Origin of the sequence: Streptomyces longisporus, from assembly GCF_039532765.1 — a bacterium.
GTDB lineage: Bacteria > Actinomycetota > Actinomycetes > Streptomycetales > Streptomycetaceae > Streptomyces > Streptomyces longisporus.
Window position 1 is genome coordinate 265,744 of the sequence record NZ_BAAASG010000011.1, and the last position, 12,043, is coordinate 277,786.

Consider the following 12,043-nt stretch of genomic DNA (forward strand, 5'->3'; position numbering starts at 1 on the left):
AGACCCTGCCATGCCCGGAATATCCCGGAAAGCGGCCCTCGCCCTCGCCGCCTCCGCCTCCCTCGCCCTGCTCGCCACCGCCTGTACCGGCCAGTCCTCCTCCAGCGCCGACGACGACGCCTCGAAGGACACCACCATCAACTTCTGGCACGCCTGGAGCGCGCCCAATGAAGTGAAGGCCGTCAACTCCCTGATCACCGGCTTCGAGAAGGCACACCCCAACATCCATGTGAACGTCGTCGCCAACATGACCGACGACAAGATCAACCAGGCGCTGCGCACCGGCGGCGACAAGGCCCCGGACGTCATCTCCTCCTTCACCACCAACAACGTCGGAAAGTTCTGCTCGTCGGGTGCGCTGGTCGACCTCAACCCCTTCTTCAAGAAGGCGGGCATCGACCCGCAGACGACGTTCCCGAAGGCGATGAACGAGTACACCCAGTTCGACGGCAACCGCTGCGCGGCACCGCTGCTGGGTGACGCCTACGGGCTCTACTACAACAAGACGGCCTTCGCGAAGGCGGGTATCAAGGCCCCGCCGAAGACCTGGTCCGAATTCGAGACCGACGCCAGGAAACTGACCATCCCGGACGGCGACAGCTACAAGCAGCTCGGATTCATGCCGGACTACCACGGCTGGGAGACCACGACCGAGCACTACTTCGGCCAGTTCTCGCCGACGTACTTCGACAAGGCCGGCAAGTCGCAGCTCGCCACGGACCCCGCCTTCGAGGCCGGATTCAAACTCCAGAAGAAGCTCGTCGACGAGCTCGGCGGCTTCAAGAAGCTGGAGACCTACCGCTCCAAGCTCGGCGACGAATGGGGCCCCAAGCACCCCTTCCACACCGGTCAGGTGGCCATGCAGCTGGACGGCGAATGGCGTCTGGGAATGGCTCTGGACGCCAAGCCGAAGTTCGACATCGGCGTGGCCCCGCTGCCCGTCCCCGACGACCAGGTGAGCCAGTACGGAAAGGGCTACATCACCGGCACGATCACCGGCATCTCCGCCGCCAGCCACAAGCAGAACGCGGCCTGGGAACTGGTGAAGTACATGACCACGGACACGGACGCGGTGGTGGACTTCTCCAACGCCATCCACAACGTGCCCTCGACGCTGGCCGCCCTGAAGTCCCCGAAGCTGAAGTACGACCCGCGCTTCAAGACGTTCCTGGACATCGCCGCGAACCCGGACTCGACCACCTCCCCGGCCTCCGTCAACGGCGGCGTGTATCTCACGACGATCCAGAACTTCGGTTACGACTACGAGAGCGGAAAGGTCACCGACCTCAAGGCGGGCCTGAAGAAGACGGCCGCGCAGATCGACACGGACATCGCGCAGGCGAAGTAGTTCCCACGATGAGCACCATCACCCTGGCGTCGAAGCGCCGCAGGTCGGCGCTTCGTACTCTCGCCTTCATGTCGCCCTGGTTGATCGGCTTCGCGGTCTTCTTCGCGTATCCGCTGATCTCGACGGTCTATTTCTCCTTCATGCACTACGACGGCTTCAAACCGCCGACGTGGAGCGGAACGAAGAACTGGACGTACGTCTTCGAGCACTACCCCTACTTCTGGCCGGCCCTGCGCAACACCCTGTGGCTGGTGGTGGTCACGGTGACCCTGCGAGTCCTCTTCGGACTGGGCATCGGTCTCCTCATCACGAAGATCAAGACCGGTACGGGTGTCTTCCGCACCCTGTTCTACCTGCCCTACCTGGCCCCGCCAGTGGCGGCCACCATGGCCTTCGCCTTCCTCCTCAACCCCGGTACCGGCCCGGTCAACTCGATCCTGGAGAAGATCGGCATCCCGGCCCCGGGCTGGTTCAACGACCCGAACTGGTCCAAGCCGGCCCTCACTCTCCTCTTCCTGTGGGGCGTGGGCGACCTGATGGTCATCTTCATGGCCGCGCTGCTCGACGTGCCGAAGGAGCAGTACGAGGCCGCCGAACTGGACGGGGCCTCGGCGTGGCAGCGGTTCCGGTTCGTGACGATCCCCAACATCTCGCCGATCATCATGTTCGCGGTGGTCACCGGGGTGATCGCGGCGATGCAGTGCTACACCCAGCCGCTGGTCGCCGGAAAGGTCGCCTCGGGCGTGATCCAGGGCGCGGGCACCATGTTCGAGCCCGGCTACCCCGAGAAGTCGACGCTCACCCTTCCCCAACTCGTCTACAACCTGGGCTTCCAGCGCTTCGACTACGGCTCGGCCTGTGTGGTCGCCCTCGTCCTGTTCGCCCTCTCCATGGCCTTCACCGCGTTCCTGATGCGGCGCCGCGGCGGACTCATCCAGGCAGGTGACTGACAGATGACCCAAGTACTGGACCGGCCGGTGGAGTTGAAGACCCCGGCCTCCCCCGCCGAACGCACGGCCCGCCGCAAGGCACTCCTGGAATGGATAGCCATCCACTCCCTCGGCATCGCCGCGGCCCTGTTCTTCACCCTCCCCTTCGTCTTCGTCTTCCTGACCTCCCTCATGAGCGACGACCAGGCCCTCAGCCGGGACCTGATCCCGCACACCTGGGAGTGGGCCAACTACCGCAAGGTCTTCGACACCCCGGGCTTTCTGACCTGGTGGAAGAACACCCTGATCTACGCCGGCGCGGGCACGGTCCTCGTGGTCCTGTCCTCGATCCCCGTGGCGTATGCACTGGCCAAGTTCCGCTTCCGGGGCCGCAACCTCTCCCTGATGCTGGTGATCTCGATGATGATGCTGCCGCCCCAGGTGGTGGTCATCCCGATGTACCTGTTCTGGGCAAAGCAGCTGGATCTGTCCGGCACCCTGTGGCCGCTGATCATCCCGCTCGCATTCGGGGACGCGTTCTCGATCTTCCTCCTCCGCCAATTCCTGATGACGATCCCCAACGAGTATTTGGACGCGGCGAAGGTGGACGGCTGCGGAGACCTGCGCACCCTGCTGAGAGTCGTCCTCCCGATGGCGAAGCCCGGCATCGCCGCGGTGGCCCTCTTCCAGTTCTTCAACGCCTGGAACGACTACTTCGGCCCCCAGATCTACGCCTCGGAGAACCCGGCCGCCTGGACCCTCAGTTACGGCCTGGAGTCCTTCAAGGGCGCGCACCACACCGACTGGAACCTCACCATGGCCGCGACCGTGCTGGTCATGGCCCCCGTGATCCTCGTGTTCTTCTTCGCCCAGAAGGCGTTCGTAGAGGGCGTCACGCTGACCGGAGTGAAGGGTTAACCGTTCATGAAACTCACCGTGGTCGGCGGAGGCTCGACCTACACCCCCGAACTCATCGACGGCTTCGCCCGGCTGCGCGACACCCTGCCCGTCGAGGAACTGGTCCTCGTCGACCCGGCGCCCGAACGCCTGGAGCTGGTGGGCGGGCTGGCCCGCCGGATCTTCGCCAAACAGGGCCACGACGGCCGGATCGTGACGACCGACGACCTGGACGCCGGCGTGGACGGGGCCGACGCCGTGCTGCTGCAACTGCGCGTGGGCGGGCAGGCGGCCCGCGAGCAGGACGAGACCTGGCCGCTGGAGTGCGGCTGCGTCGGCCAGGAGACCACCGGCGCGGGCGGCCTGGCCAAGGCGCTGCGCACGGTCCCCGTGGTCCTCGACATCGCGGAACGCGTCCGCCGCACCAACCCGGGCGCCTGGATCGTCGACTTCACCAACCCGGTCGGCATCGTCACGCGCGCGTTGCTGCAGGCGGGCCACAAGGCGGTCGGCCTGTGCAACGTGGCGATCGGCTTCCAGCGGAAGTTCGCGGAGCGGCTCGGAGTCGCACCGGCCGACGTCCACCTCGACCACGTGGGCCTCAACCACCTCACCTGGGAGACCGGGGTACGCCTGGGCGGCCCCGAGGGCGAGAACGTCCTGCCCAAGCTGCTCGCCGAACACGGCGACGCGATCGCCGCGGACCTGCGGCTGCCGCGGGTCCTGCTCGACCGCCTGGGCGTCGTCCCGTCGTACTACCTGCGCTACTTCTACGCACACGACGAGGTGGTACGCGAACTGCGCACCAAGCCCTCCCGTGCCGCCGAAGTCGCCGAGATGGAACGGAACCTGCTCAAGATGTACGGCGATCCGGCCCTCGACGAGAAGCCGGAACTGCTCGCCAAGCGCGGCGGCGCCTACTACTCGGAGGCGGCGGTGGACCTGGCGGCCGCCCTGCTGGGCTCGGCCGGCAGCCCGTACCAGGTGGTGAACACCCTCAACCGGGGGACGCTGCCGTTCCTGCCGGACGACGCCGTGATCGAGGTGCAGGCGGCGGTGGGCCCGAAGGGGCCGCTCCCGCTGCCGGTACCGCCCGTCGACCCGCTGTACGCGGGCCTGATGGCGAACGTGACGGCGTACGAGGACCTGGCCCTGGAGGCGGCGCTGCGCGGCGGCCGCGACCGGGTGTTCAAGGCCCTCCTCGCCCACCCCCTCATCGGCCAGTACGAGTACGCGGAAGCCCTCACCGACCGACTGATCGCACACAACCGGGAGCATCTCGCGTGGGCATGACCGCACGTGTCCTCGCCGTCGACGCGGGCAACAGCAAGACCGACGTCGCGGTCGTGGCGGCGGACGGAACCGTCCTCGCCACGGCCCGCGGCGGCGGGTTCCGGCCGCCCGTGGTGGGCGTGGAGGCGGCTGTCGACAAGGTCGCCGAGGCGGTGGAACGGGCCTTCGCCGCGGCCTCGGTGAGCTCGGTGGACCATGTCTCCGCCTGTCTCGCCAACGCCGACTTCCCCTTCGAGGAGGAGCAGCTGGCGGCCGCGCTGCACGCGCGCGCGTGGGGCGTGGGCGTGGAGGTCCGCAACGACACCTTCGCCATCCTGCGCGCGGGCGTCACCGAGCCCCGGGGGGTCGCCGTCGTCTGCGGCGCCGGCATCAACTGCGTCGGCATGCGCCCCGACGGCCGCACCGCCCGCTTCCCCGCGCTCGGCCGCATCTCCGGCGACTGGGGCGGCGGCTGGGGCCTCGCCGAGGAGGCCCTGTGGCACGCGGCACGGGCGGAGGACGGCCGCGGCGAGCCCACCGCCCTCGCGCGCACCCTCCCGGCCCACTTCGGACACGACACCATGCTCGCCCTCATCGAGGCCCTCCACCGGGAGCAGGTACCGACGGCCCGCCGCCATGAACTGACCCCGGTCCTCTTCGCCACGGCGGCGGGCGGCGACCCGGTCGCCCGCGCGATCGTGGACCGCCTGGCCGACGAGGTGGTGACCATGGCCACGGTGGCCCTGACCCGCCTCGACCTCCTGGAGGAGGAGACCCCCGTTCTCCTGGGCGGCGGCGTGCTTGCCGCCCAGCACCCCCAACTGGCCGACGGCGTACGCGACTTGCTCACGGTCCGCGCCCCGAAGGCGGTGCCCCGGGTGGTGACGGCGAGCCCGGTGCTGGGGGCAGCGCTGCTGGGCCTGGACAGGGTGGGCGCGGAGACGGAGGTGCACGAGCGGGTGCGGGCGTACTTCGAGCCCTGAACGTCCCACCGAGGGCAGCCCCCAGGACGGAACCGAACTGATTCCCCAAACGTGTTCCTGGGCAGGGGTCGTGCGGGATCCTGCAAGCCGCCGGCGGGCACCCCGTGCGGATGTCAGTCCTGGCGGCGATACTTGCTGTGACGGATGACCATGGGGGAGGTCAAAAGTGACACACCCGCCGAAGAGCAGTGCGGCAAGACCGGGCACCGCCGTGCCCACGATGCCGTCCGTACCGCCTCAGCCGGGCCGGCCCGTTCCCCCCACCCCGACGGGCCCGGCAGCCGTTCCCGACGCCGTCTCCGCACGTCGTACGGCCTTCGCGGAGGGCGTCGACCGGCTGCGCGAGGCCGCGACCACGGAGCCCGGGCGGCTGCGCATCATCGGTGCGCTGCTCGCCCTGCTCGTCGTCGCGTTCGGTGCGGTCGCCGCCTGGCAGATGACGGCCCGGTCGACGGCCGCAGAGGACGTGCTCACCCGCAGCCAGCCGCTCAGCTCCGACGCGGCCGACATCTACCGCTCGCTCGCCGACGCCAACACGGCGGCGGCCAGCGGCTATCTCGCGGGCCCGCAGGAGAAGCCCGAGACGCGGCAGCGGTACGAGGACGGCATCCGGACGGCCGCGGAGAAGCTGGTCACGGCCGCCTCCAGCTCGGATCCGGGATCCGATTCGGCGAAGACCATCGCCGAGCTCAACAAGCTGCTGCCCCAGTACAAGGGCCTGGTCGAGACGGCCCGGGCCAACAACCGGCAGGGCTACCCGGTCGGCAGCGCCTATCTGCGGGCGGCGAACGAGCAGATGCAGCAGCAGATGCTGCCGAAGGCCGAGGCCCTGTACCAGAAGGAGAACCAGCGGCTGAGCTCCGACTACGCGGACGCGAAGTCGTTCCCGTGGGCGGCGATCGGCCTCGGTCTGCTCGCCCTCGGCGGGCTGGCCTGGGCGCAGCGCCGCAACTACCTGCGCACCAACCGGGTGTTGAACCACGGTCTGGTCACCGCCTCCGCCGCGTCCGTGGTGGTGCTGCTGTGGCTGGTCGTCGGCCACACGGTCGCCCGCTCTGGGCTGAACGCCTCGTACAACCACGGCGTCCGTTCGCTGAACGTGCTGCACGACGCCCGTATCGCCTCCCTGACGGCCCGCAGCGACGAGAACCTCAGCCTGATCCGCCGCGGCGCGGACACCAAGGTCGTGGGCGGCAACCCGGTGGACGCCTACGCCGCGGGGTACGACGAGCAGATCGGCGAGCTGGCGGCGTCACTGACCAAGGCCGACGGACTCGCGGACGACTCGGCGGGCCGCAAGCCCGTACAGGACGCGAACGGCTACATGAAGGCGTGGAAGGAGCGGCACGGGGTCGCGCAGGGCCTGAACGACAAGGGCGAGTACCAGCAGGCCCGGGACAAGGTCATCGGCGTGGGCAAGGACCCGACGAGCGTGTGCTTCGACAATGTGGACCTCGCTCTGGAGACGGCACTCGCCCATGAGCAGGCCGAGTTCAAGCAGGCCGCGGGCGACGGCCGGGACGCGCTGACGGGCCTGCCGTACGGGGCCGCGGTCCTCGCGGTGCTGGGTGCGGCCGGCGCGGTCGTCGGCATCGGGCGCAGGCTGTCGGAGTACCGGTGAGAGGGGGCGTGACGATGGATGCACGGCGTCTGGCACAACGTCTGCGGACCGGCCTGAGGGGCTGGGGCGGGGTCGGCGCGATGGCCGCCCTGTGCGCCCTGGCGCTGGCGTTCGCGCTGCTTTTGCCCCTGACCCAGTCGAGCGGCACGGACGACGCCGCGGGCAGCGGCGGCCCGGGGGTCGCCCAGGGCCTGCAGGCCAGGGCGGCGACCACGTGCGACAACCCGCAGGACGGCAGCCTGTCGCCGTCGGGCGGTGACGGCAGCACACCGGTCATCGACCGGATCAAGGCCCGCAAGGACCGCCGTCTGATCGTCGGCATCGACACCAACAGCTACCGCTGGGGCTATCTCAACCCGAACAACACCTCCGGCGCGCCGGAGGGCTTCGACATCGACCTCGTCCACCAGATCGCCAAGGACATCCTGGGCGACCCGGACGCGGTCTCCTTCAAGGCCATCCCGACCAGCCGCCGGATCAAGGCGATTCAGGACGACGAGGTCGACATGGTGGTGCGCACCATGACGATCAACTGCGACCGGATCAAGCAAGTCGCGTTCTCAGCGCCCTACTTCAGGACCGGACAGCAGGTCCTCGCCCCGCGGACCTCGGCGATCACGGGATACAACAACACCCTCGCCCACAAGAGGATCTGCTCGGCGGACAGTTCGACCGCCCTGGAGCGACTGCAGGGCGACAAGGCGAAGGGCACCCTGCCCACCGGCGCGGACATCGGGACGGTGGTCCCCAACCAGCTCGACTGCCTGGTGAAGTTGCAGCTCGGCGAGGTCGACGCGGTGGTCACGGACGGCGCGCTCGCCGCGAGCCAGGCCGCACAGGACCCGACGGTGCAGCTGAAGGGGGGCCTGTTCACCGACGAGTACTACGGCGTGGCGATGAAGCTGGGCTCCCAGGATCTGATACGCCAGGTCAACCGGACCCTGCAGAACTACATCAAGGACGGCGACTGGGCGGCCTCGTACGGGAAGTGGCTGCATCCGACCATGGATCAGGGCGGCGAGAAGTCGGCGTCGGCGACCCCTCCCGAAGCCCACTACAAGTGACCGATCATCGACTGACCGACGTACGGCAGCACACGACGGAACCACGACGGAACACGACAGCAGCGAGAGGTGATCGATGGGCGTCACGGACCCCGCCGGGCCGGTGATGGACCGGGACGAGGTGGACCGTGCGCTGGCGCGGCTCGGCGCGGAGCACGAGGCGATCGAGACCTCGCTCCTCGCCCTCCAGGACCACGCGGGCCGCAGACTCCTCGAGGGCGCCGAGCTGACGGGCATCACCAAGGAGCGGTGGGCCGCCGCGGAGGCGTCGATCACGCTGCTGTGGGCCTACTTCGACGCGTACACGGACGCGTTGCGCTCCGCCCGGGAGATCCGCTCGCGGCGCCGCTGGTCCAGCCGCGAGGACCTGGTGGAGCTGACGGAGCTGCTGCGCGGCGAGTCCGTCACGGTCGCGGGCTCGGCGATGGCCACGGCGAACGCGCCGACGCTGCTGTCCGCCCCGGGCAAGCTCAGCCGGCAGTACTCCCTGGCCGCCCTGGTCGACCTGATGAACGAGCTGTACGCGTCGAGCCTGGACATGGTGGTCGCGGCCGACGCGGTCTGGTCGGCGCTGCCCGCCCGGATCGATTTACTGGCCGCGGAGCTCCAGCGCACCCGAACGCTCGCCCACTCCGTCGGGGTGCGCCCCGGCGAGCACCCTTCCGGTGACGACCTGGAGCGCATCACCCGCACCCTGACCACCCTGCGCGAGCAGGTGATCTCCGACCCGCTCGCGTACTGGATCCCCGCTCAGGGGAGTTCGGCGCCGGGCGGCGGCCGGCCGGACACCACGGTGTACGACCGGGAGGCGCGCGCCCTGGAGGAGGTGCGCCGGGAGATCGACGCCGTGCTCACCGTCCGGCAGGACGCGGAGCAGCGGCTGGTGAAGCTGCGGGACGTGCTCAGCCGGGCGGACCGCACGCTCGCGGAGGCACGCAACGCGCGCGGGGAGGTCCTCGCGAAGATCGCCGCCACGGAGGTGCCGGTCGTCAGCGGTCCGCCGACCGTGCTGCAGGAGCAGCTGGCGACGGCCGCCGAGTACCGCAGACACGCCCAGTGGCACCGTCTGTCCCCGCTCCTGGAGTCCCTGGAGCAGAAGGCGGAGGACGAACTGCTGCGCGCCCGCGAGTCGTTGACCGCGGTCACCGCGCCCTTGGCGGTCCGCGCCGAACTGCGCGGCCGTCTCGACGCGTACAAGGCGAAGGTGGCCCGGCTCGGATACGCCGAGGACCCGTTCCTGATCGAGCGGTACGACGCGGCGCGCCGCATGCTGTGGAGCGCACCCTGCGATCTGCGCGTCGCCGAACAGGCCGTGCTGCGCTACCAGCAGGCGGCCGCCGAAGTGCTGGGCGCCCCGCGCGTGCCGCCGCAGGGCGGCCCGCAGGACCGCAGGGAGCCCGGAGCATGAGCGACAAAGGGGGGTACGCGTCGTCATGAGTGAGGCACAGCAGACCTGCCAACGACCGGACTGCGAGGGCACGTACGAGGACGTGGGCGGCGGCGAGCTGTACTGCGACACCTGCGGTCTCGCGCCGGTCGTGTCGGCGAAGGGCATGGTGAACTCGCCGGCCACCGGCATCACCGGCGGCGGCAAGGGCTCGCAGGACAGCGGCAGTTCGCGGGCCGGCGGCCGGGGCAGCTCGCGTACCTCCTCGCAGTCGTCGAAATCGCGGCGCTCGGTGTCGGGGCGGCTCTCGCGCTCCTTGTCGGGGAAGTCCACGGGCCGTTCGGTGTCGGTGCGCAGCTCCGGTTCCGGCACCGGCACCGGATCCCGCGGCCGGCTGGGCGTGGGCCTGGTGCAGGTGCCGGACGTGCCGCGGCCCGATCCGCGTGCGATGGTGCTGGAGAATCCGGAGGTGCCCGAGCGCAAGCGGTTCTGCTCGCGCTCGGACTGCGGGGCGCCGGTGGGCCGCTCGCGCGGTGACCGCGCGGGCCGCACCGAGGGCTTCTGCACCAAGTGCGGCAACCCGTACTCCTTCGTACCGAAGCTGAAGGCCGGCGATGTGGTGCACGGCCAGTACGAGGTCGTGGGCTGTCTGGCGCACGGCGGCCTCGGCTGGGTCTACCTCGCCGTGGACAAGGCGGTCTCCGACCGCTGGGTGGTCCTCAAAGGCCTGCTGGACACCGGCGACCAGGACGCGATGGCGGCGGCGATCTCCGAGCGGCGCTTCCTGGCCGAGATCGAGCACTCCAACATCGTGCGGATCTACAACTTCGTGGAGCACCTCGACCAGCGCACCGGTTCGCTCGACGGCTACATCGTCATGGAGTACGTCGGCGGCAAGTCCCTGAAGGAGATCGCCAACGGCCGCCGCACCCCGGACGGCAGGCGGGATCCGCTGCCGGTGGAGCAGGCGTGCGCGTACGGCATCGAGGCGCTCGAAGCGCTCGGCCATCTGCACAGCCGCAACCTGCTGTACTGCGACTTCAAGGTCGACAACGCGATCCAGACCGAGGACCAGCTCAAGCTGATCGACATGGGCGCGGTGCGCAGGATGGACGACGAGGAGTCGGCCATCTACGGCACGGTGGGCTACCAGGCGCCGGAGGTCGCCGACGTCGGCCCGTCGGTGGCGAGCGACCTGTACACGGTGGCGCGCACGCTGGCCGTCCTGTCCTTCGACTTCCAGGGCTACACGAACGTCTTCGTGGACTCCCTGCCCGACCCCGACAACATCGAGGTCTTCCGCGAGTACGAGTCCTTCTACCGACTCCTGGTCCGCGCCACCGACCCCGACCCCGCCCGCAGATTCGCCTCCGCGCAGGAGATGGCGGAGCAGCTGACGGGCGTGCTGCGCGAGGTGGTGTCGCTGCAGACGGGGCGGGCGCGGCCCGCGCTGTCGACGCTGTTCGGACCCGAACTTAAGGTCACCGACACGGAGTTGTTCCCGAAGCTGGAGGGCGACGTCTCACGGCTCGGGGCGCGGGCGGTGCAGCCGCGGAAGGGGCAGCAGCCGCAGCTCCCCGCGTCCGCGAACGGCACGGCGGCCCTGGTCAAGCATGTCAACTCCCCCACCGCGGCCCTCGCCCTGCCCGTCCCCCGCGTCGACCCCTCCGACCCGAACGCGGGTTTCCTGGCGGGCCTGATGACGACCGCGCCGGCCGAGCTGCTCGGGGCGCTCGCCGCGGCTCCTGCGGCCTCGGTCGAGACCCGGCTGAGGCAGATCCGCGCCTGGCTGGAGAACGGCGACTCGGCCACCGCACTCAACGCCCTGCAGACGCTGGAGACCGAGCGGCCCGACGACTGGCGGGTCGTCTGGTACCGGGGCGTGGCCGCGCTGGTGACCGGCGACGAGGAGGGCGCCGCGCTCGCCTTCGACGCGATCTACGACGCGTTCCCCGGCGAAACCGCGCCGAAGCTAGCGCTCGGGCTGTGTGCGGAGCTGCTGGGCCAGCTGGACAACGCCGCCGAGTACTACCGGCTGGTCTGGACGACCGACCCCAGCTATGTGAGCGCCGCGTTCGGCCTGGCCCGCGTGCAGCTCGCGACCGGGGACCGGCGCAGTGCCGTACGGACGCTGGAGTCGGTGCCGGAGTCCTCGATCCACTACACGGCCGCGCGGGTGGCGGCCGTACGGGCGCGGCTGCGCGGGCGCACGGCGGCCGCTTCCGACGTACCGTTCCTCGAGGACCTCAAAGCCGCCGCCGGGCAGGTCGAGGCGCTGGACGCGTACGGTCTGGATCCGGCGCGCCGGGAGCAGTTGTCCGCCGAAGTCCTCGGCTGCGCGCTGGACTGGATACTCTCCGGTGGCCAGGTGGTTGCTCCCGCCGCGCAGCGCGTGCTGCTCGGCAGCGACCTGGACGAGCGGGGACTCCGCTTCGGCCTGGAGCGTTCGTACCGCACGCTGGCCCGGCTGGCGCGAGGCGGCGAGGAGAGGATCGACCTGGTGGAACGTGCCAACCGTTACCGCCCCCGGACGTGGGTGTAG

9 protein-coding genes are annotated in these 12,043 nt (G+C 70.0%); all 9 read left to right on the top strand.

All coding sequences use genetic code 11. The features are described 5' to 3' along the window. The first annotated feature begins 10 nt into the window (after positions 1-10). The 9 genes from ABD355_RS23640 (at position 11) to ABD355_RS23680 (ending at position 12,043) form a co-directional block, all read left to right on the top strand. The gene (locus ABD355_RS23640; RefSeq protein ID WP_344402570.1) at positions 11-1,348 is read left to right on the top strand and encodes an ABC transporter substrate-binding protein; all 1,338 of its coding nucleotides are present in this window, start codon (positions 11-13) and stop codon (positions 1,346-1,348) included. Between the two features lie 8 nt (positions 1,349-1,356). After that, positions 1,357-2,298, top strand: a complete 942-nt coding sequence (locus tag ABD355_RS23645; RefSeq protein WP_344402572.1) for a carbohydrate ABC transporter permease — start codon at positions 1,357-1,359, stop codon at positions 2,296-2,298. 3 nt (positions 2,299-2,301) lie between these two features. Beyond that, positions 2,302-3,195: a carbohydrate ABC transporter permease gene (locus ABD355_RS23650; protein ID WP_344402573.1), complete on the top strand. Its 894-nt coding sequence runs from the start codon at positions 2,302-2,304 to the stop codon at positions 3,193-3,195. A 6-nt stretch (positions 3,196-3,201) separates the two neighbouring features. After that, positions 3,202-4,467 carry a 6-phospho-beta-glucosidase gene (locus ABD355_RS23655; protein WP_344402574.1) on the top strand — a complete coding sequence of 422 codons (1,266 nt, stop codon included), beginning with the start codon at positions 3,202-3,204 and terminating at the stop codon, positions 4,465-4,467. Then, positions 4,458-5,429: an N-acetylglucosamine kinase gene (locus ABD355_RS23660; RefSeq protein WP_344402575.1), complete on the top strand. Its 972-nt coding sequence runs from the start codon at positions 4,458-4,460 to the stop codon at positions 5,427-5,429. The genes ABD355_RS23655 and ABD355_RS23660 overlap by 10 nt, the downstream gene beginning before the upstream one ends. Before the next feature lie 166 nt (positions 5,430-5,595). After that, complete coding sequence (locus ABD355_RS23665; RefSeq protein WP_344402576.1) at positions 5,596-7,050, top strand: hypothetical protein; 1,455 nt, start codon at positions 5,596-5,598, stop codon at positions 7,048-7,050. 14 nt (positions 7,051-7,064) lie between these two features. After that, positions 7,065-8,114, top strand: coding sequence for a glutamate ABC transporter substrate-binding protein (locus ABD355_RS23670; RefSeq protein WP_344402577.1), 1,050 nt, complete (start codon positions 7,065-7,067; stop codon positions 8,112-8,114). A 76-nt stretch (positions 8,115-8,190) separates the two neighbouring features. Further along, complete coding sequence (locus ABD355_RS23675; protein WP_344402578.1) at positions 8,191-9,522, top strand: coiled-coil domain-containing protein; 1,332 nt, start codon at positions 8,191-8,193, stop codon at positions 9,520-9,522. Between the two features lie 25 nt (positions 9,523-9,547). After that, complete coding sequence (locus ABD355_RS23680; protein ID WP_344402579.1) at positions 9,548-12,043, top strand: serine/threonine-protein kinase; 2,496 nt, start codon at positions 9,548-9,550, stop codon at positions 12,041-12,043.

Coding starts and splice junctions, on each gene's coding strand:
- ABD355_RS23640 (WP_344402570.1), top strand. CDS start 11: ATGCCCGGAATATCCCGGAAAGCGGCCCTCGCCCTCGCCGCCTCCGCC.
- ABD355_RS23645 (WP_344402572.1), top strand. CDS start 1,357: ATGAGCACCATCACCCTGGCGTCGAAGCGCCGCAGGTCGGCGCTTCGT.
- ABD355_RS23650 (WP_344402573.1), top strand. CDS start 2,302: ATGACCCAAGTACTGGACCGGCCGGTGGAGTTGAAGACCCCGGCCTCC.
- ABD355_RS23655 (WP_344402574.1), top strand. CDS start 3,202: ATGAAACTCACCGTGGTCGGCGGAGGCTCGACCTACACCCCCGAACTC.
- ABD355_RS23670 (WP_344402577.1), top strand. CDS start 7,065: ATGGATGCACGGCGTCTGGCACAACGTCTGCGGACCGGCCTGAGGGGC.
- ABD355_RS23675 (WP_344402578.1), top strand. CDS start 8,191: ATGGGCGTCACGGACCCCGCCGGGCCGGTGATGGACCGGGACGAGGTG.
- ABD355_RS23680 (WP_344402579.1), top strand. CDS start 9,548: ATGAGTGAGGCACAGCAGACCTGCCAACGACCGGACTGCGAGGGCACG.